Raw genomic sequence first — 25,604 nt, 5'->3', positions numbered from 1 at the left:
GGATGGGTGTAGTCGATCGGCCCCGTGGCGGCGGCCTGCGTGACCGAGGGGGTGCCCGGGGGCGTGGCCGACGCTCCGGGCGGGGTGAGCGCGGAGGGATCCGCGGGCCCGGAGGACGGCGGGCCGGCAGGGTCGGCGGGCGTGGCGCCGCCCGGATGCGCGTTCTGCCCGGGCTGCCCCGGGCCGACCGGCGCCTGCGGCCCGTACGGGCTCTGGAGTCCCTGCTGAGGCACGGGCTGGGGCGCCACGGAGCCCGCGCCGCCCTGGGCCGGGGTCTCGCCGTGCTCCGGGCCGCGGGCCGCGGGCTGCCGGGAGCGGTCGCCGTCCGCCGGTCTCGGCCTGGGTGCCTGGACCGAGCGGGCCAGGCCGCGGGAGACCGCCTCGTCGACACCGGCCGCGAGCTGCCGGGCCTCGGGCAGCCCCTGGTCGGCGAGGAGTTCGGCGAGACCGCCCGCGTACCCCTGGCCGACGGCGCGCACCTTCCAGGCACCCGCTCTGCGGTAGAGCTCCAGGGCGACGACGGCCGACTCGGCGTCCAGCCCGGTGATGGTGTAGCTGGCGATCTCGGTGCCGTCCAGGCCCGTGACGGCGACGAACGGCGCCGCGACCAGGCCGAAGCGGACGGGGCCGCCCGTGCCGTCGGGCAGTGCGAGCAGCACGCTCACCCGGTGCACGGCCTCCGGCACGGCGGCCAGGTCCACCGCGAGGCGGTGATCGGCGGCCGCCTGCCGGGAGACCTCGAGTCCGGGCAGGGCGGGAGCGCCCGGGTGGGCCACCCCTTCCACGCCCTGGACCCTGCCGTGCTCGTCGCCGAGCGTGGCACCGGCCACGACCGGCGTGCCGGCGGAGATCCGGATCTCCAGGCGGACCTGGGACAACGGGTGGTTCTGTCCCCGTACCAGCTCGGCCGTCATCGCCCGCGTCTCCCTGCGCTGTGCCGCCGTGTCGTGTCGTGTGCCGCCCGCCGCTCCGCTAGAGAAGCGGAAGGATGACCGGCATCAGGTCCTGGAAGGTACGGCCGTTGGCCGGGGCGCCGAGGGCCGTCATCGACCAACCCGAGCCTGCCCGGTGCACCTTGGCCATGATCTGGGCCGTGTAGGCGCCGCCGCCCGCCAGCGTGTAGCGGGCGAGCTCCTGGCCGTTGGTCTCGTCGACCAGACGGCAGAACGCGTTCTGCACCTCCTGGAAGGTCTGGCCCGTGAAGGAGTTCACGGTGAAGACGATCTGGTCGATGTGGACCGGGACGCGCTGGAGGTCGACGAGGACGGCCTCGTCGTCGCCGCCCTGGCCGGCACCGCCGACGAGGTTGTCGCCGGTGTGGCGCACCGAGCCGTCGTCGCTGACGAGGTGACGGAAGAAGACCACGTCGACCGGCTGCTTGTCCGCGAACAGCACGGCGGAGGCGTCGAGGTCGATCTCGCGGGTGCGCGAGCCGAACAGGCCGCGCCGGGGAGCAGCCTGCCAGCCGAGACCCATGCGTACCGCGGTCAGGCTGCCTCCGTCGTTCTTCTGCAGACTGATGGCCTGACCCTTGGTCATATTGACGGTCACGGCTTGTTCCCCTCTCGAGCTGTCCCCGGTTGCCGCGGATTCCGCGGGTTGTCCAGAACCCTACGCAGAGCCACCGACAGTGCCGAACCCCGGTCCGCACTTTGTGTCGGTCTTGCAACACAGCACGCTGCGCCGGGGTCCGGTGTGGCAGCAGGGTCAGGCCAGGCCCGCCTCCCGCATCTGACGCAGTTCCTTCTTCATCTCGGACACCTCGTCACGCAGCCGGGCGGCGATCTCGAACTGGAGGTCCGCGGCGGCGGCGCGCATCCGCTCCGTCAGTTCCTCGATCTGCTCGGCGAGTTCGGCCGCGGGGCGGTCGGTCGGCACCTTCTCCTTGGCCTTGGCGGTCCGGCCGGCCTTCGCGCCGGCCGCCTTGCCGCCGAGCGAGGGCACCGGGGCCTTGGTGCCGTGGCCGTCCTTCTTCGCCTTGCGGTAACCGGTGCCGAGCAGCTGCTCGGTGTCGACGTCCTCGCGGGCGATCTGCGCCACGATGTCGTTGATCTTCTTGCGCAGCGGCTGCGGGTCGATGCCGTTCGCCGTGTTGTACGCGACCTGCTTCTCGCGTCGGCGGTTGGTCTCGTCGATGGCCCGCTCCATCGACGGCGTGATCTTGTCGGCGTACATATGGACCTGGCCGGAGACGTTGCGCGCGGCCCGGCCGATGGTCTGGATCAGGGAGGTGCCGGAGCGCAGGAAGCCCTCCTTGTCGGCGTCGAGGATGGCCACCAGGGACACCTCGGGCAGGTCGAGCCCCTCACGCAGCAGGTTGATGCCCACGAGGACGTCGAACTCGCCGGCCCGCAGCTCGCGCAGGAGCTCGACGCGGCGCAGGGTGTCGACGTCGCTGTGCAGATAGCGCACCTGGATGCCGAGTTCCAGGAAGTAGTCGGTGAGGTCCTCGGCCATCTTCTTGGTGAGCGTGGTGACCAGGACGCGCTCGTCCTTCTCGACCCGCCCCCGGATCTCGTGGACCAAGTCGTCGATCTGCCCCTCGGTGGGCTTGACGACGACCTCCGGGTCGATGAGGCCGGTGGGCCGGATGATCTGTTCGACGACACCGTCCGACCGGGACAGCTCGTAGTTTCCGGGGGTCGCCGACAGGTACACGGCCTGTCCGATCCGCTCCTGGAACTCCTCCCACTTCAGGGGGCGGTTGTCCAGCGCGGAGGGCAGCCGGAAACCGTGGTCGACGAGGGTGCGCTTGCGGGAGGCGTCGCCCTCGTACATGGCGCCGATCTGCGGGACGGTGACGTGCGACTCGTCGATGACGAGGAGGAAGTCGTCCGGGAAGTAGTCGAGCAGGGTGTTCGGCGGGGAGCCGGGCTCGCGGCCGTCGAAGTGCATCGAGTAGTTCTCGACACCGGAACAGCTGCCGATCTGGCGGAGCATCTCGATGTCGTACGTGGTCCGCATCCGCAGGCGCTGGGCCTCCAGGAGCTTGCCCTGCTTCTCCAACTCGGCCAGGCGTTCCCCGAGCTCCTTCTCGATGTCGTTGACGGCCCGCTCCATGCGCTCGGGTCCGGCGACGTAGTGGGAGGCCGGGAAGACGTACAGCTGCTGGTCGTCGCTGATGATCTCGCCGGTGAGCGGGTGCAGGGTGGACAGCGCCTCGATCTCGTCGCCGAACATCTCGATGCGGACCGCGAGCTCCTCGTAGACCGGGAAGATCTCGATGGTGTCGCCGCGGACGCGGAAGGTGCCGCGGCTGAAAGCCACGTCGTTGCGCGTGTACTGGATGTCCACGAAACGCCGCAGCAGCTGGTCGCGGTCGATCTCGTCGCCGACCTTGAGCTGGACCATGCGGTCCACGTACTCCTGCGGGGTGCCGAGGCCGTAGATGCAGGAGACCGAGGCGACCACGATCACGTCACGGCGGGTGAGCAGCGAGTTGGTCGCGGAGTGCCGCAGGCGCTCGACCTCCTCGTTGATCGAGGAGTCCTTCTCGATGTAGGTGTCCGACTGCGGGACGTAGGCCTCGGGCTGGTAGTAGTCGTAGTACGAGACGAAGTATTCGACCGCGTTGTTCGGGAGCAGCTCGCGGAACTCGTTCGCCAGCTGGGCGGCCAGAGTCTTGTTCGGGGCCATCACGAGCGTGGGGCGCTGGAGCTTCTCGATCATCCACGCCGTGGTGGCGGACTTGCCGGTGCCGGTCGCGCCCAGCAGGACGACGTCCTTCTCACCGGCCTCGATGCGCCGGGCCAGATCGGCGATGGCCGCCGGCTGGTCGCCGCTGGGCTGGTAGGGGCTGACGACCTCGAAGGGCGCCACCGTGCGTTCGATGTGGGAAACGGGCCGCATGGGTTCCACCGTACGGCCCGGCACTGACAACGGGGGCGGATCAGCGGCCCTGCGGGGTGCGGGAGCGGCGCTGCACCGCTTCCCGCCGGGGCCGGGGCGGCACGCGACGGCCCGCGTGCTCCACGACCGGGTGGGCCGGGATGCCGGGCTTGGGCTCGGCGACGACCTGTTCGGTCCTGCCCATGACCATCAGCGGGTCGAACATCACCACGACACCGGCGAGGCAGAGGAAGGCCAGCGGACCGATGAGCATCGGGGCGAGCAGCGCCGCGGCCGAGTCGCCGGTGGTGGTGTGGGGCGTGGTGTGCAGGTGGACGCTGAGGCCGGCCATCCCCATGTAGTGCATCCCGCTGACGGCCAGGCCCATCACCAGGCTCGCGCCCACGCTCCAGCGCAGCCCCCGGACCTGGCCGGCCGCCCACAGGGCTGCGGTGGCGGCGGCCATGGCGATGACGACGGAGGCGACGACCGTGAGCGTGTTGTACTCCAGCGCTCCGTTCAGGCGCATTCCGGCCATACCCAGGTAGTGCATCGAAGCCACTCCCAGACCGGTGATGGTGCCCCCGGTGAACAGGGCCGCTCCCTTGGCGCCCTTGTAGCCGACGATGAAGATCCCGACGCCCACCATGACGACGGCCACGGCGAGGCTGGCGTACATCGTCGGCCTGTCGTAGCGGATCGGGGCCTCGTCGACCGAGAAGCCCATCATCGCTATGAAGTGCATGGTCCATATGCCGGAACCGATGGCCGCCGAACCGAGGGCGAGCCAGCCCGGGCGCCAGGACTGGGCCACGAGCATGGCTCTGGTGGTGCAACGCAGTCCGAGGGCCCCGCCGAGACAGGCCATGACATAGGCCACCAGCGGTGTGACGAGACCGTAGCTGAATCCGTCGACCGTGCCTTGCATGCTCGGCTGCCCTCCGCCCGGTTCCGGTCCTGAAATCGCCTTAATTATCCCCCTCAGACAGGACCGTCTGACCGGTCGAGGCTGTGGCGAGAGTATGACTCTCACCGCAATGACCGAACGGATCTCCGACAAAGAAACACACTTTTGCCGCACATGTGCGGCAACCGTGAGCAGGCGTGAGGGCGCCCGTTCAGCCTGCGGTCACCTCGCACACCCCACGCGGCGAACGCTCTGCTGTCACAGTTGAACCGTCCGTAGTCGCCCGACGCGAGGAGTACGCATGTACGCGCGCGCACTTGCCGTCATGACCGCCGCGCTCCTGGCCGCCGTGACCCTTCTGACGCCCGCCTCCGACGCCCGGGCGCGCTCCGACCGGCGGCCCGTGATCATCGCCCACCGAGGCGCCTCGTCCCACGCCCCCGAGAACACCCTGGCGGCCGTCGACCGGGCCGCCGGACTGGGCGTCGACTGGGTGGAGAACGACGTCCAGCGCACCAAGGACGGCACGCTCGTGGTGATCCACGACGACAGCCTCCGGCGCACGACCGACGTCGAGCGGGTCTTCCCCGGCCGCTCGCCGTGGAAAGTGAAGGACTTCACGGCCGCCGAGATCGCACGCCTCGACGCGGGCAGCTGGTTCGGCCGTGCCTACGCGGGCGTGCGCGTGCCGACGCTCGAGCAGTACCTGCGCCGGGTCGAGCACAACCGTCAGAACCTGCTCCTGGAGATCAAGAACCCGGAGCTGTACCCGGGGATCGAGCAGCAGATCCTCAAGCTGCTCGGCAACGAGGGCTGGCTCGACCGGCAGCACCTCGCCAGCCGGCTGGTCGTCCAGAGCTTCAGCGCGCGCAGCCTGCGCACGGTCCACGACCTGAAGCCCGCCGTCACCACCGGGTTCCTCGGCAGCCCTGCCGTGCGGGAACTGCCCGCCTACGCGGCCTTCACAGACCGGATCAACGCCTCGCACGGGTCCCTTTCCGCGGGGTACGTGTCCGCGGTGCACGCGCTCACGGGCCCGCACGGCAGGCGGATGGGGGTCGCCGCCTGGACCGTCGACGACGCGGAGACCGCCCGGAGGGTGGCCGGGTACGGGGTCGACGGCGTCATCACCGACAAGCCCGACCTCTTGCGCCAGGCCTTCCAGGGGTGCTGACCCCGGCCGGCCGCCAGGGGCGGGCGCTGCCCGGTGTCCGGTTCCGGCGGCGTTGTCAGTGGCGGGCCGTACGGTGGGGCGCATGGACAGCCATGGGCAGTACGAGCAGCGGGTCGTGTGGACCGTCGTCGCCACCGACATCGGTCCGCTGCTTCTGGCCGCGACCGGCACGGGCCTGGTCAACGTCGTCTTCCACGCCACCGACGCGGTGCGCGACAAGTCGCTCGGCCGACTCGCCGAGCGGCTGGGGACCACCCCCGTCGAGGCACCCGGTTCCCCGCTGCTGGCGGAGGCGATACGCCAGGTCGAGGCGTACTTCGCCGGTGAGCGGCGCGCCTTCGAGCTGCCGCTGGACTGGTCGCTGAGCTCGGGCTTCAACCGGCAGGTGCTGCGGGAGCTGGCATCCGCGGTGCCCTTCGGCGCGGTCGTCGGCTACGGCGATCTGGCGAGCCGGGTCGGTCAGCCGGGCGCGGCGCAGGCGGTGGGCGTCGCGATGGGTTCCAATCCGCTGCCCGTGATCGTGCCCTGCCACCGGGTCGTCGAGAGCGACGGCGGCATCGGCGGGTTCGGGGGCGGTCTGGAGACCAAGCGGAAACTGCTCGCCCTGGAGGGTGTGCTGCCCGAGCCGCTCTTCTGAGGACCGCGGACCCGACACCGCCTCGGGAGCGTTCTCGTCCCCCGCCGGTCGCGAGGGTTTGACCGGGCGCGCCGCCCGCCAGAGATGAGGGAGAACCGCGAGACAGGAGGCAGGCGCGTGGTGCTGGTGGTGTCCGATGAGGTACGGGAAGCGATAGCCGCGCGTCGGCCCGTGGTGGCCCTGGAGTCCACGATCATCGCGCATGGGCTGCCGCGCCCGCGCAACCTCCAGGTGGCGCTGGAGCTGGAGACCGTCGTACGGCAGGAGGGTGCCGTACCGGCGACGATCGCCGTCCTCGACGGGCGGCCGCATGTCGGCCTGGACAAGGAGCAGCTGGAGCGGGTCGCGAACGAGGACGGGATCCGCAAGCTCGGCCATCGCGACCTGCCGCTCGCGGTGGCCGCGGGGGCCAGTGGGGCGACGACCGTGTCGGCGACCGCGCTGCTGGCCGCGCTCGCGGGCGTACGGGTGTTCGCGACGGGGGGACTCGGCGGGGTGCACCGCGAGTGGACCGTGACGCAGGACGAGTCGGCGGATCTGGGTCTGCTGGCACGGACCCGGATCACGGTGGTGTGCGCGGGCGTGAAGTCCATCCTGGACGTGCCGGCGACCCTGCAACGGCTGGAGACGCTGGGGGTCGCGGTGGCCGGGTACGGCACGGACCGCTTCCCGGGGTTCTATCTGTCGGACTCGGGCCACCCGGTGGACTGGAGGCTCGACACCCCGGGGCAGGTGGCGGACGTCATGCGGGCGCAGGACGCGGTCGGTGGGCCGGAGTCGGCGCTGATCGTCGCCCAGCCCGTCCCCGAACGGGAGCAGCTGGATCCCGAGCTGCACGCGCGGGTGCTCGCCGAGGCGCTGAACGCGTGCGAGGAACAGGGCGTCACCGGGCAGGCGGTCACTCCGTTCCTGCTCGACCACCTCGTGCGGCACACGGACGGCGCCTCGCTGAGCGCCAATCTGGCGGCCGTGCGGGGGAACGTGAGGCTGGCGGGCCGGATCGCGGCGGCGTGGGCCGGGGGATGACCGCCGGGCGGGGCGGCGCGCTGCTGGTCGTCGGTGACGTGGTCACGGACGTCGTGGCCCGGCATCGGGGGCCGCTCGCCACCGGCACCGACACGGCCGCCTCGATCCGTACCCTGCCCGGCGGCGCGGGCGCGAACGTCGCGTGCTGGGCCGCTCACCGGGGCTGTCCCGATGTGCGGATGCTCGGGCGGGTGGGCGCGGACTCGGCCGGCTGGCACGAGCGGGAGCTGGCCTGTCACGGGGTGCGGCCGCACCTGGTCGTGGACGCGCAGGCGCCGACCGGGACGGTGATCTGTCTGGTCGACACGGGAGAGGCGGCGGAGCGGACGTTTCTCACCGACAGCGGCGCGTGTCTGCGACTCGACCCGGGCGACTGGTCGGATGCGTTGCTCGACGGGGTCGCCTGGCTGCACCTGTCGGGCTATCTGCTGTTCTCGGAGCCGAGCCGGGCCCTGGTGGCGGCGGCCCTGGAGTCGGCACGCGCGCGTGGGGTGCCGGTGAGCCTGGATCCCGCGTCGGCCGGATTTCTGGTCGGTCTGGGCGTCGAGCGGTTCCTCGAGCTCGTCGCGGGGGTGGCGGTCCTGCTGCCGAGCCGGGACGAGGCGTGCCTGCTCACGGGGCTGCCCGACACGGCGGACGCGGCGGCCAAGCTGAGCCGTCACATCCCGCTGGTGGTCGCCAAGCAGGGCGCCCGCGGTGCGCTGGTGGCCAGGTCCGGCGCCGTGCGGGCCCGCGTCCCCGCGGTACCGGCGACGCCCCGGGACACCACGGGAGCGGGCGATGCCTTCACGGGTGCGTTCCTCGCGGCCCTGCTCGCCGGGGCCGAGGCCGAGGAGGCCGCGGCGGAAGGATGCCGGGCCGGGGCACAGGCGGTCGAACGGGTCGGCGGGAGACCACCCGCGTCACGGTGAGACGGCGACCGCGAAGCGCCCGGCGCCGCTACGCCTTGCGGCCCCACGCCGAGATCATGGGGGCGGTGGCCAGGTCCATGGTGCCGGAAGCCACGTTCGCCAGGTGCCGGTCGATGTCCTGGTCCGTGGCGAGGCCCGCCTCGACCAGACGGCCGCGGATCTGCCGGACCGTCGCCGCCTCCAGGGCGGTGCAGGCGGGCGAGGTGACCGGGAAGTACGCGTCGGCCCGGACCTCTTGCAGTCCGGCCTCGCGCAGCAGCCGGGGAAGCCTGCGCCCGTACGCGAGGTCGGCGCCCCGGTCGGCCAGGAGTGTGCGGAATCCGTGCCTCAGACGGTTCGCGAGCTGCTGCTCGGGACCGTGCTCGTCGGGGCACAGAAGCGGTTGCAGCGCCGGGTCGGCGTCCTCGATCAGCAGCCACCCGCCGGGGCGCAGGGCGTTGATCATCGACTGGAGGGCCCGCTCCCGGTCCGGGACATGGACGAGGACGAGCCGGGCGTGCACCAGGTCGAAGCCCGCTCCCGGCGGCTCCTGCGCCCCGACGTCGTGGACGCTCACCTCGACCGGGGGCCGGGCCACGGCGGCCAGGAGCGAGACGTCGATGTCGGTCGCGACGACCTTGCCGGTCGACCCGACCTTCCCGGCCAGCCAGGACACCACGGAGGTACCGCCGGCACCGACTTCCCAGCAGTGCCGGCCGGGTCCGATCCCGAGCTTCTCCATGTGCCGGAACGTCGTGGGGTCGAAGAGGGCGGCGAAGGCGTCGAAGCGCTCTGCGGCCTCGGACTGACGATTGTCGAGAAGATACCGGTCGGTTGGCGTCATGCCCCGATCATCCCAGTCGTGCCGGTTGTCCCGTGCGGGCGACCCTCCCCGCGTCATCGGAGGGTGCCGGTCCGTCCACAGCCGGGAACCAAGCGGAATCTCCTGTTTCCACAGGCTTTTCCGCCACTCCCCCGCACCTGGCAAACTGGCACGCCAGGGCGCAGGAGTACGGCGGTTCGGCAGTACGGCGCGAGGAGATCCACGCGAGGAGATCCAGATGTCCATGGCAGGGAACCTGCGAAGGGTCACCGAACTCGGCAGGGTCGGCGGACTCCGCAAGGTGGCACGGCTCACCCGTCGGCGCCCACGCGTCGACCTGAGTCATCCCGCGCGCTCTCCGCTCGGCTCCTCCGTGGTGAACTGCGTGACGTACCGGGACGGCGTGCGGACACCGGGCGGGCGCGATCTGGTCGACACCGTGGCGCAGGTGCGCAAGTACGGCGACGGTTTCGTCTGGCTCGGCCTCCACGAGCCCACGGACCGGGAGTTCGCGGGGATCGCCGAACTGTTCGACCTGCATCCGCTGGCCGTCGAGGACGCGGTCGAGGCGCATCAGCGTCCGAAGGTCGAGCGGTACGGCGAGACGCTGTTCGCGGTGTTCAAGACGGTCTGCTACGTCGAGCACGAGGAACTCACCGCGACCAGCGAGGTGGTGAACACCGGCGAGATCATGGTGTTCGTCGGCCATGACTTCGTCATCTCGGTGCGGCACGGACGGCACGGCTCCTTGGGCCCGCTGCGCGAGGAGCTGGAGAGCGATCCGGTCCAGCTCGCCAAGGGACCGTCGGCGGTGCTGCACGCGATCGCGGACCATGTGGTCGACGACTATCTCCATGTCGCCGACTCGATGCAGTCGGACATCGACCAGGTCGAGACGGACGTGTTCTCGGCGGACGGTGCCCGGACCGACCCGGGCCGCATCTATCAGCTCAAGCGGGAACTCCTGGAGCTGAAGCGGGCTGTGGTCCCGCTCGCCCGGCCGCTGCTGGATCTCTCGGACCGGCCCATGCGGGTGGTCGACGCCGAGATACAGGCCTACTTCCGCGATGTCTCCGACCATCTGCTGCGGGCCACCGAGCAGATCGCGTCCTTCGACGAACTGCTCAACTCGATTCTCCAGGCGCACCTCGCGCAGGTCACGGTCGCGCAGAACGAGGACATGCGCAAGATCACGGCATGGGCCGCGGTGATCGCCGTACCGACGATGGTCTGCGGGGTCTACGGGATGAACTTCGATCACATGCCGGAGCGGCACTGGCAGTTCGGCTATCCCCTGGTCCTCGGCGTGATCGCCGTCGCCTGTCTGGTGCTGCACCGCGGCTTCCGGCGCAACGGCTGGCTCTGAGAGCTCCGGCTCCGGTCCGGTGGGCGGGTCAGCCGCCCCACGCCGGATGCCGTGGGTCGTCCGCGCGCACCAGGACGTCGGCCGTGCCGGCCGGGTCGGTCTCGCGCGCGTAGCTCTCGAAGGCGGGGAGCGTCCAGCGGTCGGCCTCGGGGGTGCGGCGGCGCAGGGCGGACGGGGAGAGGAGGACGTGGACGCTCAGGTCGAACGGGAACCAGTGCCGCAGCAGGAGGGGGCCGTGCAGCAACAGGATGCCGCCCGGCGGGAGCCGGACGTAGGAACTGCGGGTGGCACGGTCGGAGACCGGGTCCCAGAGGTCGGGCAGGATGCGCCCGTCGCCGCCCGGTTCGAGGGGTCCGAACACCTCACGCCACAGGGCTTGGGTGTCGAACCAGCCGTTGTAGTAGGCCTCCACGTCGTGGTGGCCGTGTTCCAGCCGGAGCGAGGCCGGACGCAGGAAGCCCTCCGTCCCCACGACGGCCGAGGGACGGCCGCGCAGCCGCAGGGCTTCGGCGACCCGTTCGGCGAGGTCTCCGGGGTGGGCCGCCGGGGCGCCGTCGAAGGCGATCCGGAGCCAGGGACTGCCGTCGCCCGGTCTCAGGTCGAGCAGCCGCTCGGCGAGCAGGTCGCCGAGCCGTTCCCAGGTGATCGCTTCGAGTCGCACACCGCCATGATGCCGCGTCGGACCGGGGCACGGCGGCGGTCGGCCCCGCACCCGGGCCGGTGCTCGCCCGTCGCGCGGTGCCGCTCGCCGCGGACGGGTGTGACGGCGGGCTCACCGGCGGGAAAGAACCCGATATGGCACTCCTTGCAACTCCTCCGACCGGTGCCGGACTTCATGGCGGACTTCTCGTCGTGCAGCCTGTGCGGCGCAAGCAGTGCGCCGGGTGCCGTCGCGGGCCGCTGCCGATGCTCGTCCTGGAGGACGGCGCACCGCGCTGCCTCGACTGCGCCGACCTCGGACATCTGGTGTTCCTGCCGCGCGGCGACACCGCGCTGACCCGCAGATCACGGGAGGAGAGCGCGCTGTCGGCGGTGGTCGTGCGGTACAACCGGCGTCAGGCCCGGTACGAGCGCCAGGGCATTCTGGTCGAGGAGTCCGCGCTGGCCCGCGCGGAACGGCGCTGCCTGGCCGACGCGGAGGCGCGCAGGCGGCGCCGGGCGCGGGACGCCCGACGGCGGGCGGCCGAGGACGTACGGTTCACGGGCGCCTTCGCGGCGGAGATACGACGGCTGTTCCCAGGTTGCCCCGAGGGCCGGGCGCAGGAGATCGCGGCGCACGCGTCGGCGCGCGGCAGTGGCCGGGTGGGACGCAGCGCGGCCGGCCGGGCGCTCTCGGAGGGCGCGGTGGTCTCGGCGGTCGTGGCCTCCGTACGGCATCTGGACACCCCGTACGACGCGCTGCTGATGAGCGGGGTGCCCCGGCACCGGGCGCGGCGGCAGATCGCGGCGGGCGTGGAGTCGGCGCTCGCGGGGTGGCGCGGTGGTGTGTCCGGCCGGGCCGGGTGAGGGAGCGTGGCAGGGCGGGCTCGGCGGGCGCGCGGGCGTCCGTTCCCCCGGTCGTGGCCGGTGGCCACGGCCACGAATTCACTTGTGATGGCGGAAGGCGCCGGGCAGGATCTCGGCTCGACGGGTGGGAGCTGACGTAGAAATGATCGACGGACCGTACTTGTTACTGGCGGCGCTGGGTGTCCTCGGCACGGGACTGATGGCCGGTGTCTTCTACGGCTTCTCGGTCCTGGTCATGCGGGGGCTGGCCGCGCTTCCGCCGGCCCAGGGGGCCGCCACGATGAACGCGATCAACTCCTCGGCCCTGGCACCCGCGTTCATGGTCGTGTTCTTCGGTGTGGCCACGGTGTGCGCGGTGATCGCCGTGGTGACGTTCGTCCTGTGGCCGGACGACGGGACGGTCGAGCTGCTGCTGGGCAGCGCGCTGTACCTGGCCGGCTCGTTCGGGGTGACGGTGATCGCGAACGTGCCGCGCAACGCCCAGCTGCTGAGGCTGGAGCCGGACGGTCCGGAGGCTGCCGCCTACTGGCCGGTCTATCTGCGCGAGTGGACGAGGTGGAACCACATACGCGCGGCCGCCTCGGCGCTGTCCGCGGTCGTGTATCTGCTGGCGCTCGTCTGAGCGCGCTGCGGCCCCGGCGGGACACCCGCCCGAGGACGCGGTGGGCGCCTTCGCGAGCCCACGGCGGGACGCCCGTCGGCGCCCACGACGATCCTCGCGGAGGCCGGTGGGAGAAAGCGCCGCAGGCCGCTCTGCGCGGGCGGCCCGGGAGACGTATCGTGGCCGGAAGAGCGCCGCCCGATGACGCACGGCCCGTCGCACGCGCGAGCAAGGAAGACGGCCATGGCCGATCCCAAGGGTTTCATGACGACGCCCCGCCAGGAGTGGGCCCGTCGGCCTGTCGCGGAGCGGGTCCAGGACTGGGACGAGGTGTACGTCCCCGGGGCGCTGCTGCCCATCATCAGCAAACAGGCCGACCGTTGCATGGACTGCGGCATACCGTTCTGCCACGACGCCTGTCCGCTGGGCAACCTGATCCCCGAGTGGAACGACCTGGTCTCCCGCGAGGACTGGCGGGCGGCGGGCGACCGGCTGCACGCCACCAACAACTTCCCCGAGTTCACCGGGAGGTTGTGCCCGGCGCCGTGCGAGGCGGGGTGCGTGCTCGCGATCAACCAGCCCGCCGTCACCATCAAGAACGTCGAGTGCGCTATCGCGGACCGGTCCTGGCAGGAGGGGTTCGTGCCGCCCCGGCCGCCGGACCGGTTGTCCGGGCGGACGGTGGCCGTGATCGGTTCGGGCCCCACCGGGCTCGCCGCCGCCCAGCAGCTGACGCGGGCCGGACACACCGTCGCCGTGTACGAGAAGGACGACCGGCTCGGCGGGTTGATGCGGTACGGCATCCCCGAGTTCAAGATGGAGAAGCGCCATCTGGAACGGCGGCTGAAGCAGATGCGGGCCGAGGGGACGAAGTTCCGTACGTCCACGGCGGTCGGCCGGGACGTGGGCGCGGCCGAACTGCGGACGCGGTACGACGCCCTGGTGGTCGCCACGGGCGCCACCGCATGGCGGGAACTGGGTGTCCCGGGACGCGAGTTGGCCGGCATCCACCAGGCGATGGAGTATCTGCCGCTGGCCAACCGGGTGTGCGAGGGGGACCTGGAGACCTCGCCGATGTCCGCCGCGGGCAGGCACGTCGTGATCGTCGGCGGCGGTGACACCGGGGCGGACTGTCTGGGGACGGCGGTGCGCGAAGGCGCCGCGTCCGTCACCCAGCTCGACATCTACGCGCAGCCGGACGCCGAGCGCGACGAGGACATCGATCCCTGGCCGACGTACCCGAAGGTCTACCGGCTGTCGGCCGCGCACGAGGAGGCACGCGACCTGGAGACGGCGCCCGAGGCGCACGCGGACGCCCGGCTGTTCGCCGCGTCCACGCTCCACTTCGTCGGCGACGCCGACGGACAGGTGCGGTCGCTGCATCTGGTCGAGGTGGACGCGCTGCGCAGACCGGTGGCCGGCTCGGGGCGTACGCTCCCCGCCGACTTCGTGCTGCTCGCCCTCGGCTTCTCGGGGCCCGACCGGGAGGACGGGCTGATCGACCAGCTCGGGCTGGGGCTCGAACCGCGCGGCACGATCACCCGGGACGGCGGCTTCGCGACGAACGTCCCCGGAGTGTTCGCCGCGGGGGACGCGGCGCGCGGGCAGTCGCTCATCGTGTGGGCGATCGCGGAGGGACGGGCGGTGGCCGCGGCCGTGGACCGCTATCTGACGGGGAGTTCCCGGCTTCCGGCGCCGATCGGGCCGTACGACCGGCCCATGGTGGTCTGAACCGGGCGGGACGCCGCGGCTAGCGTCGTTCGTCCGTACCGGCCCGCTTCGCCGTCGACAGCGCCACCCGGTTCCAGGTGTTGATGGTGAAGATCAGGGCCAGCAGGTGTGCCAGCTCCTGCTCCTGGAAGTGGGCCGCCGCCTCGGCGTAGACGTCGTCCGGGACGCCGCTGTCGGCCACCAGGGTCACCGCCTCGGTCAGGGCGAGGGCCGCCTGCTCCTTCTCGGTGAAGAAGTGGCGGGCCTCGCGCCAGACGGCGACCATGTGCAGCCGGTCCTCGCTCTCGCCGGCCTTGCGGGCGTCGTTGGTGTGCATGTGCAGGCAGTACGCGCAGTGGTTGAGGTGCGAGGCGCGGATCTGGACCAGTTCGACGAGGGCCGGGTGGAGGCCGTCGCGGGCCGCTGCGTCGAAACCGATGAGAGCGCGGAAGACCTTCGGAGCGGCCTTGGCGAAGTCGAGGCGGCCCGCCTCGTTCGTGCGGGTGTCGGTGATCGTGACCGGGTTCGCCGTGCGGGTGTTCGCGTTCGTCGTCATGTGCCCAACCTATGGCCCGGAAAGACCTCTTGTAGGGTGCAATTCCATGACGGAATCGTGGGTCAATTCGGCGGAGCGGATCGGCAGCGACCTGCATCTGGAGCTGTCGTCGGCCGGTTCCGGCGGGCGTCGGGCCGCGGTCGTCCGCGCGCTGCGCGAGGCCGTACGCGGCGGACGGCTGGCCCCCGGGACCCGGCTGCCGCCGTACCGCTCGCTCGCCGCCGACCTCGGCGTCGCCCGCAACACGGTGGCGGACGCGTACGCGGAACTTGTCGCGGAGGGGTGGCTGACCGCCCGCCAGGGCTCGGGCACGCGCGTCGCCATGGGGGTGTCCGCCCCGCCGTCGGGGCGCCGGGACGGCTCCGCGTCGGCACGCGATGTCACCCGGGCGCCCCGGGCGGCTCCCCCACGCGCGCGTGCCCTCCGGCACGACCTGCGGCAGGGCACCCCCGACGCGTCGTCCTTCCCGCGCGCGGCCTGGCTCACCTCCTACCGGCGGGCGCTCCAGCAGGCGCCGAACGAGGTGTTCGGGCCGGGCGATCCGGCCGGCCGGATCGAACTGCGCGAGGCCCTCACCGAGTACCTGGCACGGGCCCGCGGGGTCCGCACGGATCCGGACCGGATCGTGATCTGCTCCGGCTTCGCGCACGCCCTGCGCCTGCTGTCCGGCCAGGGCGCGGGAGGGATCCTGCGCGGACCGCTGGCCGTGGAGGCGTACGGGCTGGGCTTCCACCGGGAGCTGCTCGCCACGGCGGGCGTGCGCACCGTCCCGCTGCCGGTGGACGGACACGGCGCGCTCGTCGGCGGGCTGGGCCGTGAGCGGGGCGTGCTGCTCACGCCCGCGCATCAGTTCCCCACCGGTGGTCCGCTGCACGCCGAGCGCCGGGCCGCGGTGATCGACTGGGCACGCGCGCGAGGCGGTGTGGTCGTCGAGGACGACTACGACGGGGAGTTCCGTTACGACCGCAAGCCTGTCGGCGCCCTCCAGGGCCTCGACCCCGACCGGGTCGTCCTCGTCGGCTCGGTGAGCAAGAGCCTGTCGCCGGCCCTGCGGCTGGGGTGGATGGTGCTGCCGCCGCGGTACGTGGATGACGTGCTGGCCGCCAAGGGCGAGCGCGAGGCGTGGGCGAGCGTGCCGGACCAGCTGTGCCTGGCCGACTTCATGGCCTCGGGGTCGTACGACCGTCATGTGCGGCGGGCCCGGCAGCGTTACCGCGGCCGCCGCGACCGGCTCGTCCGGGCGCTCGCCGCGCGGGCCCCGCACATCGAGGTCACCGGGGTCGCGGCCGGTCTGCACGCGGTGCTCCGGCTGCCGGACGGCACCGAGGGGTCCACGGTCGAGGCGGCCGCGCGGCGGGGCGTCGCGCTGGACGGCCTCGCCGCGTTCCGGCACCCGGAGACGGACACGGCGGTGACGGGCACGGCAGGCACGGGCACGGTGGTGCGGGACGGGCTGGTGGTGGGGTACGCGACGCCCCCGGACCATGCGTACGGGGCGGCCGTCGAGGCCCTGTGCGAGGTGTTGCCGCCGCCGTGAACCGGGGAGCGGGAACCGGCCCGTCGGCCGCGACGGTCACGGCCCCGAGGGGGCACGGAGCCCGAGAGGCACGGAGCCCGAGGCCCGCGGGGCGCAGGGCCCGGAGGGAAGCCGTGCCGAGGCCCCCGGGCCCACCGTCCACCGCGGGTGTCACGCCTTGCGGGCCACCGCTCCGTAGCCGGGGATGACCCCGTCCTCCTGGCCCGGGACCGGTTCGCCCAGTTCGGGGTGCCACTCGGGCACCACCGCGACCCCGGGTTCGACGAGTTCCAGGTCGCGGAAGAACCGTCCGAACTCCTCGCGGGAGCGCAGTGCGAGGGTGATGCCGGCCGCCCGGAGCTTCGCGATCGCCGCCGCCGACTCCTCGGGGGTGAAGTCGGCGGTGGCGTGGGTCATCATCAGGTAGCTACCGGAGGGGAGTTCGGACAGCAGCCGGCCGACCAGCTCGTGCGCGCCGTCCTCGTCGGAGATGAAGTGCAGCAGCGCGATGAGGGAGAGCGCGATCGGCCGGTCGAAGTCGAGTATCTTCCTGGCGCCCTCGACTATGGCGGCCGGATCGCGCACGTCGGCCTGGAGGTACTCGGTCAGGCCGTCCGGAGTGCTGCGCAGCAGGGCCGCCGCGTGGGCCAGCACGATCGGGTCGTTGTCGCAGTAGACGACGCGGGCGTCGGTCGCGATGCCCTGGGCGATCTGGTGCAGGTTCGGCTCGGTCGGGATGCCGGTGCCGATGTCCAGGAACTGCCGTACGCCACGCTCGGCCAGCCAGCGGGTGGCACGGTGCATGAACGCGCGGTTGACCCGTGCCATGACGGGGACGCGCGGGTCCAGGGCCAGCATCTGCCGGCCCATCTCCTCGTCGACGGGGTAGTTGTCCTTGCCGCCGAGGTACCAGTCGTACATCCGCGCGGGATGCGGTCGGCTGGTGTCGATCCGGACAGCGCCGGTGGGGTGGTCCTGCCCGGTCATTCAACACTCCGTAAGTGGGGGGCGCGAACAGTGATCATGGTCAGTCGGGAACCAAGGTAAGGGAGTTGGCACAGTCATCGGTTTAACGGGTCGAGCGGGAGAGCAATTCAAGCCGGCCGTTCAGGACAGGCCGTTCAGGACAGGAGGAAGTCCGCCTCCCCCGCCTTCGCGCCCTCGATGAAGGCGGTCATCTCGTCGGACGTGTAGATCAGCGCGGGCCCGTCGGGGTCGGTGGACTGCCGGACGGCGATCCGGCCGTCCGCGAGCTTCATGGCCTCCAGGCAGTTGCCCCCGTTGCCGCCGCTCCAGGGCTTGTGCCAGCCCTCGCTGCCCAACTCCCGTGCGGGCATCCCGTTGTAGATCCGCTCGCTGCGGATCCGCGACTTGGTCTGGGACTTGATGCGGTCCATTCACAACTCCTTGCGGAGATCCCGGAGGATCTCCTTCGTGCGATGTGCAGTAGCGGCCTGCGCCGCCATGCGGTCCATGACCTCCAGGTGGGTCGCCACCTCGGAGCGCGCGTCCAGGTAGACGGCGCCGGTCAGGTACTCGCTGTAGACCATGTCCGGAAGTTCGGGCATGGCGAATCGGAACAGCACGAAGGGCCCGTACGTGCCGGGATGCGGGCCATTGGCGAACGGCGCGATCTGGAGCGTGACGTTGGGCAGCTTCATGGCGTCGAGCAGTTTGTCGATCTGGGCCCGCATCACCTCCGCGTCGCCGACCGGACGGCGCAGCACGGTCTCGTCCATCACCACCCAGAGCCGGGGCGCGTCCTGACGGGTGAGCAGTCCCTGCCGCTGCATGCGCAGTGCGACATGGCGCTCGATGTCGTCGGGGCTGGTCTGGCCGATGGCGCCCGACTTCAGCACTCCGCGCGCGTAGTCCTCGGTCTGGAGCAGTCCGGGCACGAAGTGGGGCTCGTACTGGCGGATGAGGCCGGCCGCCCCTTCCAGGCTGACATGCATGGAGAACCAGCCGGGCAGGATGTCGTGGAAGCGTTGCCACCAGCCGGGCTGGTTGGCCTCCTCTGCGAGCCGGACGAACGCCTCGGCCTCGGCGTCGGAGATTCCATAGGCCTTCAGGAGCAGTTGGAGGTACGGGATCTTGAGCGTGACCTCGGCCATCTCCATGCGCCGGACCGTGGCGGGGGCGACCCGGAGGATCTGGGCGGCCTCCTCGCGTTTGAGTCCGGCACGCTCCCGCAGGTCCAACAGGCGCCTGCCGAGGACGACCTGACCGACGGTCGGCGCGGACCGCGGTTCACTCACGCTCCACCTCCACGAAAACTCCCGGCAGGACGGCTCGGTCGCACAGATCGCCGACAGCCCGGCCGGTCCGGTGACAAAGGAACGACAAAAGAATCCCCGACAGCCCTACGGCGCCACTCGAAGACCCACCCGAAGATCCGGACGGATCTCCGCTGATCCCAACTGGCGCCGCTCGACGTGCTGTTGCAAGCAGTGTGCCACGGCCCTCCACCGCGTCACACAGCACTCTGCATTTTTCATAGTGACACTTGCCAAGTGTTCACGGCGGGGCGATAGTGGCAAGCGTGATTCCGTCCGCGCCCTTAGGAACAGACGCCGCCGCAGGCCGCCCCCTCGGTCTCGGTGCCGATGGGGGTCCCCCCGATCGTGCCCGTTCCGAACCGGGGGAAGTCGGCCCCGTCCGACTCGGTGCCGAGCGCCGGTTCCGCTTCGAGCTGGCCGCACACCCGGCTTCGCCCACTCAGGCGAGACGGCTGACGCGGGCCCGGCTGACCGGCTGGTCGGTGTGCGAGGACACCTGCGACACCGCGGCCCTCGTCGTCTCCGAGCTGGTCACCAACGCGATCGTGCACACGGCGAGCAGTCGCGTCGTCTGCGAGCTGCACGACGGTGACGACCGGGTGCGCATAGCGGTGCGCGACGAGGGCTGCGCGCCGGGTGAGCCCCACCCGTCCCCGCAGCGGCCCGAGGAGGAGCACGGGCGAGGGCTGCTGCTGATCGAGGCGCTGTGCCACTCCTGGGGTGCCCAGGAACAGGGATCGGGTCTGCTGGTCTGGGCGGAGATCCCCCGCGGGGCCGCCACGCCGCGCATCCCCGCGCAGCCGCACAACGACCTGGGCTGGGGCACCCGCCCGAAGCCCGGCCCGCCCGGCGGTCCGGGCGACGACGACGAGCCGCGACAGGAGCGGCGGGACCACCCGCAGCACGCCCCGCAGCACGCCCCGCAGCACCCACCGGTGGTCGCGGGGGCCCCGTCGCCCACCCTGCGCCCGGAGCGGGGCGGCGCGTGAACGCGCTCTCCGGTCCCGGCCAACTGCTCGGCATGGACACGCTTATGCGACTGCGGCGCGACCGGCCGACACCGCCCGCCCGGCACCGCCTCGTCGTCCCCGACGACATGACCGTCCCGCTCGGCTGCGACGCGGTGGCGGCGCCCGCCGACCTCGGACCGCTGCTGCTCCCCCGCCTCCCGCGGGTGGGATGCGTGTACGCCGACGGGACACGCTGGTGGTGGATCGTCCCGTCCGACTCGGACCACGCGCTGGAGTGGCCCGCCGCCACGCACTACGCCGCGGGCGCGGTCGTCCCGGACACCGCGCGTCTTCCTCGGCTCATCCACCGACCGGACGGTACGGTTCCGTACACTCCGCCGATCCCGCTCTACCTGGCCCTGTGCCGGCTGACGGGGACCACACCCGCCTGGTCGCGGCCGATCGGCGTCTGACGCTCCGGGCGTACGCCCGCGCGCATCCGCGTCCCGACTGTGCGCCCTGCCCTGAAGCAGCACCTCCCGCGATAGTGGCCGTTCGTGTCCGGTGGTCCACGATCGGGGGAGGTCGACGGTGGCGAAGCGGCGTGACACGGACGCACCCGAGGTGTCCGAGTCGGAGCGGCTCCTGTTCGGCGGTGCCCTCCGCTACGACATGGGCTGGAACCAGCACGCGGACGCCTTCCTCGAACTGGACTTCCGGGCCATGCTGACCCGCCTGCCGGCGCTGCTCACCGCCAGCCTCCGGCTGGCCCGGCAGGCCGACCGCGTCGCCGCGCGGACCGTGCTGGCCGCGGAGGCGGGCCGGGGCCTGGCCCAGGCTGTGGGCCTGTTCACGGTCAACAGCGTGCTGGGCCGGCTGATGGGCGGCGGCCCGGTCGAGGACCGGCTGCGCGGTGCCGTCCCCGCCCTGACCGTCATGGCGACCGTGCTGCTGGTGGGGGCGCTGCTGCGGGCCGCGTCGACGTACGCCACCGGCCGCCTCGAACCCAAGGTGGAGCGGGTGGCGACCGAGCTGTATCTGGAGCGGGCGGCGGCCGTGGAGCTGTCCGCGATCGAGGACCACGCCTTCCACAAGCTGCTGGACACCGCGCAGTACGGCGCCTCCTCCGCCCGCCGGATGATCATCTACGGCACCCGCGTGGTGAACGCGATGATCTCCCTCGTCGCGGCGGCCGGCGTACTGACCGTGCTGCACCCGGTGCTGCTGCCGCTGCTGGTGACGATGACCGTGCCGAGCGCCTGGAGCGCGCTGACCAACGCCCGCCGCCGTTACGAGTCCTTCCACGTCTGGGTGCAGCACGCCCGCGCCGGGCAGCTCATCAGCGGTCTGCTCACCGAGCCGGCGGCCGCGCCGGAGATCCGGTTGCACGGGGTCGGCCCGTTCCTGCTGCGCCACTTCCGGGCGATGTCGGAGTCCGCGGAGGCCGAGCAGGCCCGGCTGGCCCGGCTCGCGGCCCGCACCGGCCTGATCGCGGCGCTCTGGACGGGCGTGGCGACGGTGGCGACGTACGCGACGCTCGGCGCGCTGCTGGTCACCGGCACGATGGCGCTGTCCGTGGCGGGCACGGCCGTGATCGCGATCCGCACCGGCTCGGCGAGCCTGGACACCCTGGTCCTGGAGGTGAACGCGCTGCACGAGGAGGCCCTGTTCGTCGGCGACCTGGAGCGGCTGTACGTCGAGGCGGCCGAGCGGGCCATCCCGACCGGGGGCGCACCGCTGCCGGAGGACCCCCGGGAGATCCGGTTCGAGAACGTCACGTTCAACTACCCGGGCGACGCCGGCCGTCCCGCGCTGGACGACATCAGTCTCGCCTTCCCGCTCGGCCGGATCGTCGCCCTCGTCGGCGAGAACGGCTCGGGCAAGACGACGCTGGTCAAGCTGCTCGCGGGCCTGTACCGGCCGGACCGGGGACGGATCCTGTGGGACGACGTCGACGCGGCGACCGCGGACCGGAGCCTGCTCGCCGAGCGGATCGCGATGGTGGCGCAGGACTTCAAGCGGTGGCCGTTCACCGCGCGGGTCAATGTCGCCGTCGGCCGCTCCTCGGCGCCGCTGACCGAGGAACGGCTGAGCACGTCGATCGGCGAGGCGGGCGCGGAGCAGGTGGTCGCCGACCTGCCCCACGGTCTGGACACCCTGCTGGCCCGCAACTTCAGCGGCGGGCACGAGCTGTCCGGCGGGCAGTGGCAGCGGCTCGGGATCGCGCGGGCCGCCTACCGGCGCGGGCGCATCCTGATCGTGGACGAGCCCACGGCGGCGCTGGACGCCCGGGCCGAGCTGGAGGTCTTCGAGAAGATCCGGGCGCTGGCCGGCACCGGGCAGACGGTCGTCCTCATCACCCACCGGCTGGCGTCCGTGCGCCACGCCGACCTGGTGCATGTCCTCGACCAGGGGCGGCTGGTGGAGTCCGGCACCCCCGACGAGCTGCTCGGCAGCGGTGGCGTCTACGCCGAGCTGTACGCGCTCCAGGCCGGACAGTTCACGACGACGGTGCCCGCCCCGAAGGCGGGCTGAGTCGGCTGCTCCATGTCCCTGCTTCGGGTCCCTACTCCGTGTCCCTGCCGCGGACGATCACCAGGAAGGTGTCCGTCGCGAGGTCCATGACGACCTCGGCGGGCAGGCCCTCCTGACGTCGCGCGTGTGCGAACTCCTCCGCGGGCCACGAGCCGCGCGGCCCACCCGCGGGAAAGCGTTCGAGCACTGTTCGCCCGTTCACCACCCTGCACCTCCAGAAAACGTCGTACGTGCAGGAGTCAACGCCTTCCGGGGGTCTCGCGGCTCCCTCAGTTGCGGGACTGAGACGTAGCTGACACCCGTTCACCGCGGAATGTGAGGGTCCCGCGCCATCCCGGACTCGTCGGCACCGTCCGGGTCAGTCCTCGTACTCGTCGTGGTAGAGCACGCGTTCGCCGCCCGGGGCCGGCCCGAGGGCCCAGGCGCGCCCCGCGGGTTCCTCCCACTCCTCCTGCCGTCCCAGCGCGGTGAGGTCCAGCAGGCTGGTGGTCGAGCCGAGGCCGTCGAGGCCGCGCCCGTAGGCGGAGTAGGTGTGGAAGACCCGGTCGTGGTCGCGCAGGAAGCAGCTCAGACCGGGCCGCTCGACGAACTCCCCGTCCCGTTCCAGCGTCGCCTCGAAGTCGTGGTTGAAGTCGCCGAGGGACGAGGAGTACCAGGGCACCGTCCAGCCCATCCGCGCCTTGAACGGCAGCAGGGAGGTGTACGGCGCCCGGGACACCACCGCGAACGTCGTCCCGCGGGCCCGCAGATGCGCGAGGTGCCCGATCTGGTCGAGGAACGCCGAGCAGCCGCGGCAGCCGGCGTCCCACTCGGGCGCGAACATGAAGTGGTGGACCACGAGTTGTCGCCGCCCCTCGAACAGGTCGAGCAGAGTGGCCTTGCCGTCGCCGCCCTCGAAGACGTACTCCTTGTCGATCTCGATCATGGGCAGGCGGCGGCGCTCGGCGTTGAGGGCGTCACGCGCACGCGTCACGGCCTCCTCCTTGAGCAGCAGTTCCTCGCGCGCCGCACGCCACTGCGCGCGCGAGACGACCTCCGGAAGCGACATGACTCCTCCTGTGCGACGGCCCGTTCCCCGTGATGACCGCCGAAAGCAGCGCAACTCATCGCCGCCTCACGGAATTCTCACCCGGACCTCCCGTACGGGCCCGGCCGCGCACGGTCGTGTCCCCCCGTCGACGTACGACGGTGTCGTGCCCCCGCGCGAGCCGAACCGCGCACCACCCGCCCGTACGAGTGCGTCCGGACCGGTGCTAGCCGACCCCGACAGGCAGAGGCAGTCGGAACGTGTCGAGCCCGGCCCGCTCGCGCACCCTCGTCAGCTCCTCCAGCAGTGCGGTGAGCCGCTCGGTGTGACGGGGCGTGAGCCGTCCCGTGTCGTCGAGATGCACGGCGCAGGCGGTGGTGGTGTCGACCAGTCGTTCGAGCAGGGCGGCGACCTCGTCGGTGCCCTCGGTGTGCCGGGCGAGTGCGGGCAGTTCGGCGGCGGCGTGCGCGATGGCCGTACGGGCCTCGGCGAGCGTGCGGTAGGCCTCGCGCCGCAGGGTCCAGCGGGCGGCCCGGGCGGCGGCCGGTCCGAGGGCGGCGGGCCCGGGGGCGGTCGGCCCGGGGGCGGTCGGCCCGAGGACGGTGAGGGGTGCCTTCGGCAGGTGAGCGGACGGGGACCCGCCGGAGGGGTGGGGCGCACCGGACGGGCCGGGTCCACCGGACGTGCGGCCCGTACCGGACGTGTGGGATCCGCCGGACTCGCGGCCCGTGGCGGACGCGGCAGGTCCGGCGGAGGTCCGGGGCTCGTCGAGGACGTGGGCGAGGTAGGCGTGCGCGGCGCCGCCCGCCGCGGCCAGTCGGGCGCGTACGCCCCCGCCGCGCTCCCCCGGCATCGGCAGATGTCCGACGATCAGCACGATCGCGCAGGCCAGCAGCGTCTCGGCGATCCGGCTCACGGAGGCCTGCGGCTCACCGCCGACCATGACCAGGGCGAGGACGAGCACGGTGACGACGGCGGTCTGCGCGGCGAAGTGGCGGGTGGAGACCGGCACCAGGGCACCGCAGACCGCGACGAGCACGACGAACCCCCAGGGCCCGGGCAGGACCTCGGCGAGGGCGGCGAAGACGAGGGCCCCGAGGACGGTTCCCGCGGCCCGGCACAGCACCCGGGACGCCAGCGGCCCGAGGTCGGGCTTGACCAGGAAGACGGCGGTGGCGGGCAGCCAGTACCAGTGCGCGTGCCGCCCGTACCAGTGGGCGTGGTGCAGTGCCTGGGCCGCGGCCGCGCTGGCTCCGAAGCAGAGGGCGACCCGCAGCCCGTACTCGCGCCCGCCGCCGCCGAGGACGGTCCGCAGCAGATCACCCGCGGCCCGCCTCCGGGTGTGCAGGTCGGCGCCCTCGCCCCGGTCGAAGGCGTCGGCGGCGTGCAGCAGGGCGTCGTCCAGGGCGCGCAGGGCGGGCAGGGAACGGCTGGGCGCGGGCAGCGGCCCGGTGGGGGTTCCCGCGCGCACGGCGGCGGCGAGCCGCCGGAGCCCCTCGCCGGTCCTGCCGGACACCTCCTCCCCCGCCCAGGCGAGCGCGGTCGCGGCCTCGGCCAGGGGCAGCGCGGCGGCGTACTGCGTGTGCAGCCGCCGCTCGGCTGCGGAACCGGCGTGCCGCCGCAGCCGGGGCCCGGCGAGGGCGTCCTGGGCGTGGTCGAGGGCGGCGGTGAGCGCGGCCCGCCGGACGGTCGCCCCGGCGCCACCGGCCGCGTCGAGCAGGTCGGCGACGGCGTCGTACACCGCGGCCACCGCCTCCCGTTCCCCGTCGAAGCGGAAGTCACCGGCAAGGGCGCCGGGGGTGGGCAGGGCGATCCGCAGCACGAGCAGCCACGCGGCCCCCGCCAGGAAGGCGAGGGCGCGCTGCCAGCCGCTCTCGGGCAGGGGCATCCCGGCGCCGATGGCGGTGGCGACGAGCAGCTGAGTGGCGGCGCCGGAGGCGACCGGCCCGACGGCGCTGACCCCGCCGGCGACCAGCGCCACCACGGTGAGCAGCGCCGTGAGGACCACGGGCGGGGTGTGCTGCCCGGCGTACGTGCCGACGAGCAGCCCGGCCGCGCCGGCCAGCGCGGGCACGCCCAGCCGCTTGACGGCGGCCCGGCGGCTGCCCGGCCGGTCGTTGATCCCGGCGAGCATGGCGGCGATGGCGGCGACGACACCGAGGGAGGTGCGTCCGGCGAGCACGGCGGCGAGCAGCAGCGGGCCGGCGGCCAGCGCGCCTCGGGTGACCGCGCTCCAGGGGACGGGGCCGCGCTGGGTGCGCAGGGTGTGGGCG

The 25,604-nt window shown here is 72.6% G+C and carries 25 protein-coding genes; 12 read left to right on the top strand and 13 right to left on the bottom strand.

Annotated elements, in window-relative coordinates; genetic code table 11:
* The 4 genes from FNH09_RS28040 to FNH09_RS28025 all read right to left on the bottom strand — a co-directional run.
* The coding region (locus FNH09_RS28040) for a TerD family protein (protein ID WP_202919767.1) at window positions 1–914 on the bottom strand (914 nt) is incomplete at its 3' end.
* A 58-nt stretch (window positions 915–972) separates the two neighbouring features.
* Window positions 973–1,551 (bottom strand): TerD family protein, encoded by a 579-nt coding sequence (locus tag FNH09_RS28035; RefSeq protein WP_162469215.1) that lies wholly within the window; start codon window positions 1,549–1,551, stop codon window positions 973–975.
* A 156-nt stretch (window positions 1,552–1,707) separates the two neighbouring features.
* The gene (gene uvrB, locus FNH09_RS28030) at window positions 1,708–3,849 is read right to left on the bottom strand and encodes an excinuclease ABC subunit UvrB (RefSeq protein WP_152892697.1); all 2,142 of its coding nucleotides are present in this window, start codon (window positions 3,847–3,849) and stop codon (window positions 1,708–1,710) included.
* Between the two features lie 40 nt (window positions 3,850–3,889).
* Window positions 3,890–4,756, bottom strand: a complete 867-nt coding sequence (locus FNH09_RS28025) for an MHYT domain-containing protein (RefSeq protein WP_152892696.1) — start codon at window positions 4,754–4,756, stop codon at window positions 3,890–3,892.
* 280 nt (window positions 4,757–5,036) lie between these two features.
* On the opposite strand from FNH09_RS28025, the gene FNH09_RS28020 reads away from it, so the two are divergent.
* From FNH09_RS28020 to FNH09_RS28005, 4 genes are all read left to right on the top strand, one after another.
* The gene (locus tag FNH09_RS28020) at window positions 5,037–5,909 is read left to right on the top strand and encodes a glycerophosphodiester phosphodiesterase (RefSeq protein ID WP_152892695.1); all 873 of its coding nucleotides are present in this window, start codon (window positions 5,037–5,039) and stop codon (window positions 5,907–5,909) included.
* An 82-nt stretch (window positions 5,910–5,991) separates the two neighbouring features.
* On the top strand, window positions 5,992–6,546 hold the full coding sequence (locus FNH09_RS28015; protein ID WP_152892694.1) for a methylated-DNA--[protein]-cysteine S-methyltransferase: 555 nt from the start codon (window positions 5,992–5,994) through the stop codon (window positions 6,544–6,546).
* 117 nt (window positions 6,547–6,663) lie between these two features.
* Window positions 6,664–7,572: a pseudouridine-5'-phosphate glycosidase gene (locus FNH09_RS28010; protein ID WP_162469214.1), complete on the top strand. Its 909-nt coding sequence runs from the start codon at window positions 6,664–6,666 to the stop codon at window positions 7,570–7,572.
* Window positions 7,569–8,483, top strand: a complete 915-nt coding sequence (locus FNH09_RS28005) for a carbohydrate kinase family protein (RefSeq protein ID WP_152892692.1) — start codon at window positions 7,569–7,571, stop codon at window positions 8,481–8,483. Before FNH09_RS28010 ends, FNH09_RS28005 begins: the two co-directional genes overlap by 4 nt.
* A gap of 28 nt (window positions 8,484–8,511) precedes the next feature.
* Here FNH09_RS28005 and FNH09_RS28000 read toward each other — a convergent pair whose 3' ends face one another.
* Window positions 8,512–9,306 (bottom strand): methyltransferase domain-containing protein, encoded by a 795-nt coding sequence (locus FNH09_RS28000; RefSeq protein ID WP_152892691.1) that lies wholly within the window; start codon window positions 9,304–9,306, stop codon window positions 8,512–8,514.
* 217 nt (window positions 9,307–9,523) lie between these two features.
* On the opposite strand from FNH09_RS28000, the gene FNH09_RS27995 reads away from it, so the two are divergent.
* A complete protein-coding gene (locus tag FNH09_RS27995) occupies window positions 9,524–10,651 on the top strand; it encodes a magnesium and cobalt transport protein CorA (protein WP_152892690.1) in 1,128 nt (375 codons plus the stop codon).
* A gap of 28 nt (window positions 10,652–10,679) precedes the next feature.
* On the opposite strand, the gene FNH09_RS27990 is transcribed toward FNH09_RS27995, so the two are convergent.
* Window positions 10,680–11,312: a nucleoside/nucleotide kinase family protein gene (locus FNH09_RS27990; RefSeq protein ID WP_162469213.1), complete on the bottom strand. Its 633-nt coding sequence runs from the start codon at window positions 11,310–11,312 to the stop codon at window positions 10,680–10,682.
* Between the two features lie 134 nt (window positions 11,313–11,446).
* On the opposite strand from FNH09_RS27990, the gene FNH09_RS27985 reads away from it, so the two are divergent.
* From FNH09_RS27985 to FNH09_RS27975, 3 genes are all read left to right on the top strand, one after another.
* On the top strand, window positions 11,447–12,157 hold the full coding sequence (locus FNH09_RS27985) for a DUF2293 domain-containing protein (protein ID WP_152892689.1): 711 nt from the start codon (window positions 11,447–11,449) through the stop codon (window positions 12,155–12,157).
* 142 nt (window positions 12,158–12,299) lie between these two features.
* Window positions 12,300–12,779, top strand: a complete 480-nt coding sequence (locus tag FNH09_RS27980; RefSeq protein WP_152892688.1) for an anthrone oxygenase family protein — start codon at window positions 12,300–12,302, stop codon at window positions 12,777–12,779.
* Between the two features lie 222 nt (window positions 12,780–13,001).
* Complete coding sequence (locus FNH09_RS27975) at window positions 13,002–14,489, top strand: glutamate synthase subunit beta (RefSeq protein ID WP_152892687.1); 1,488 nt, start codon at window positions 13,002–13,004, stop codon at window positions 14,487–14,489.
* 19 nt (window positions 14,490–14,508) lie between these two features.
* Here FNH09_RS27975 and FNH09_RS27970 read toward each other — a convergent pair whose 3' ends face one another.
* The gene (locus FNH09_RS27970; protein WP_238427153.1) at window positions 14,509–15,024 is read right to left on the bottom strand and encodes a carboxymuconolactone decarboxylase family protein; all 516 of its coding nucleotides are present in this window, start codon (window positions 15,022–15,024) and stop codon (window positions 14,509–14,511) included.
* Between the two features lie 46 nt (window positions 15,025–15,070).
* On the opposite strand from FNH09_RS27970, the gene pdxR reads away from it, so the two are divergent.
* Entirely contained in the window at window positions 15,071–16,561 is a 1,491-nt protein-coding gene (pdxR, locus tag FNH09_RS27965) for a MocR-like pyridoxine biosynthesis transcription factor PdxR (protein ID WP_152892686.1), read from the top strand.
* A gap of 150 nt (window positions 16,562–16,711) precedes the next feature.
* On the opposite strand, the gene FNH09_RS27960 is transcribed toward pdxR, so the two are convergent.
* From FNH09_RS27960 to FNH09_RS27950, 3 genes are all read right to left on the bottom strand, one after another.
* A complete protein-coding gene (locus tag FNH09_RS27960; RefSeq protein ID WP_152892685.1) occupies window positions 16,712–17,527 on the bottom strand; it encodes an SAM-dependent methyltransferase in 816 nt (271 codons plus the stop codon).
* 134 nt (window positions 17,528–17,661) lie between these two features.
* On the bottom strand, window positions 17,662–17,937 hold the full coding sequence (locus tag FNH09_RS27955; protein WP_152892684.1) for a DUF397 domain-containing protein: 276 nt from the start codon (window positions 17,935–17,937) through the stop codon (window positions 17,662–17,664).
* A complete protein-coding gene (locus tag FNH09_RS27950) occupies window positions 17,938–18,798 on the bottom strand; it encodes a Scr1 family TA system antitoxin-like transcriptional regulator (protein WP_162469212.1) in 861 nt (286 codons plus the stop codon).
* Between the two features lie 248 nt (window positions 18,799–19,046).
* On the opposite strand from FNH09_RS27950, the gene FNH09_RS27945 reads away from it, so the two are divergent.
* The 3 genes from FNH09_RS27945 to FNH09_RS27935 all read left to right on the top strand — a co-directional run bounded on the left by FNH09_RS27945 (window position 19,047) and on the right by FNH09_RS27935 (window position 22,304).
* Window positions 19,047–19,808, top strand: a complete 762-nt coding sequence (locus FNH09_RS27945) for an ATP-binding protein (RefSeq protein ID WP_152892682.1) — start codon at window positions 19,047–19,049, stop codon at window positions 19,806–19,808.
* A gap of 32 nt (window positions 19,809–19,840) precedes the next feature.
* Window positions 19,841–20,242, top strand: a complete 402-nt coding sequence (locus tag FNH09_RS27940) for a hypothetical protein (RefSeq protein WP_152892700.1) — start codon at window positions 19,841–19,843, stop codon at window positions 20,240–20,242.
* Between the two features lie 199 nt (window positions 20,243–20,441).
* Window positions 20,442–22,304 carry an ABC transporter ATP-binding protein gene (locus tag FNH09_RS27935; protein ID WP_152892699.1) on the top strand — a complete coding sequence of 621 codons (1,863 nt, stop codon included), beginning with the start codon at window positions 20,442–20,444 and terminating at the stop codon, window positions 22,302–22,304.
* Between the two features lie 31 nt (window positions 22,305–22,335).
* On the opposite strand, the gene FNH09_RS47180 is transcribed toward FNH09_RS27935, so the two are convergent.
* The 3 genes from FNH09_RS47180 to FNH09_RS27925 all read right to left on the bottom strand — a co-directional run bounded on the left by FNH09_RS47180 (window position 22,336) and on the right by FNH09_RS27925 (window position 25,594).
* The gene (locus FNH09_RS47180) at window positions 22,336–22,506 is read right to left on the bottom strand and encodes a hypothetical protein (protein ID WP_162469210.1); all 171 of its coding nucleotides are present in this window, start codon (window positions 22,504–22,506) and stop codon (window positions 22,336–22,338) included.
* A gap of 156 nt (window positions 22,507–22,662) precedes the next feature.
* Window positions 22,663–23,352, bottom strand: coding sequence for a DUF899 domain-containing protein (locus tag FNH09_RS27930; protein WP_152892681.1), 690 nt, complete (start codon window positions 23,350–23,352; stop codon window positions 22,663–22,665).
* Between the two features lie 205 nt (window positions 23,353–23,557).
* Window positions 23,558–25,594 carry an FUSC family protein gene (locus tag FNH09_RS27925; protein WP_152892698.1) on the bottom strand — a complete coding sequence of 679 codons (2,037 nt, stop codon included), beginning with the start codon at window positions 25,592–25,594 and terminating at the stop codon, window positions 23,558–23,560.
* Between the last annotated feature and the right edge of the window lie 10 nt (window positions 25,595–25,604).

The sequence above is a fragment of the Streptomyces adustus genome, assembly GCF_009377175.1.
GTDB lineage: Bacteria > Actinomycetota > Actinomycetes > Streptomycetales > Streptomycetaceae > Streptomyces > Streptomyces adustus.
The sequence above is the reverse complement of the archived record's forward strand: the minus strand, read 5'-3'. Positions and strand labels throughout refer to the sequence as shown.

Coding starts and splice junctions, on each gene's coding strand:
- FNH09_RS27935 (WP_152892699.1), top strand. CDS start 20,442: ATGGGCTGGAACCAGCACGCGGACGCCTTCCTCGAACTGGACTTCCGG.
- FNH09_RS27970 (WP_238427153.1), bottom strand. CDS start 15,024: ATGACGACGAACGCGAACACCCGCACGGCGAACCCGGTCACGATCACC.
- uvrB (WP_152892697.1), bottom strand. CDS start 3,849: ATGCGGCCCGTTTCCCACATCGAACGCACGGTGGCGCCCTTCGAGGTC.
- FNH09_RS28020 (WP_152892695.1), top strand. CDS start 5,037: ATGTACGCGCGCGCACTTGCCGTCATGACCGCCGCGCTCCTGGCCGCC.
- FNH09_RS28005 (WP_152892692.1), top strand. CDS start 7,569: ATGACCGCCGGGCGGGGCGGCGCGCTGCTGGTCGTCGGTGACGTGGTC.
- FNH09_RS27995 (WP_152892690.1), top strand. CDS start 9,524: ATGTCCATGGCAGGGAACCTGCGAAGGGTCACCGAACTCGGCAGGGTC.
- FNH09_RS27975 (WP_152892687.1), top strand. CDS start 13,002: ATGGCCGATCCCAAGGGTTTCATGACGACGCCCCGCCAGGAGTGGGCC.
- pdxR (WP_152892686.1), top strand. CDS start 15,071: ATGACGGAATCGTGGGTCAATTCGGCGGAGCGGATCGGCAGCGACCTG.
- FNH09_RS28025 (WP_152892696.1), bottom strand. CDS start 4,756: ATGCAAGGCACGGTCGACGGATTCAGCTACGGTCTCGTCACACCGCTG.
- FNH09_RS27940 (WP_152892700.1), top strand. CDS start 19,841: ATGGACACGCTTATGCGACTGCGGCGCGACCGGCCGACACCGCCCGCC.
- FNH09_RS27980 (WP_152892688.1), top strand. CDS start 12,300: ATGATCGACGGACCGTACTTGTTACTGGCGGCGCTGGGTGTCCTCGGC.
- FNH09_RS27955 (WP_152892684.1), bottom strand. CDS start 17,937: ATGGACCGCATCAAGTCCCAGACCAAGTCGCGGATCCGCAGCGAGCGG.
- FNH09_RS28000 (WP_152892691.1), bottom strand. CDS start 9,306: ATGACGCCAACCGACCGGTATCTTCTCGACAATCGTCAGTCCGAGGCC.
- FNH09_RS27930 (WP_152892681.1), bottom strand. CDS start 23,352: ATGTCGCTTCCGGAGGTCGTCTCGCGCGCGCAGTGGCGTGCGGCGCGC.
- FNH09_RS28015 (WP_152892694.1), top strand. CDS start 5,992: ATGGACAGCCATGGGCAGTACGAGCAGCGGGTCGTGTGGACCGTCGTC.
- FNH09_RS27960 (WP_152892685.1), bottom strand. CDS start 17,527: ATGACCGGGCAGGACCACCCCACCGGCGCTGTCCGGATCGACACCAGC.
- FNH09_RS27985 (WP_152892689.1), top strand. CDS start 11,447: ATGGCACTCCTTGCAACTCCTCCGACCGGTGCCGGACTTCATGGCGGA.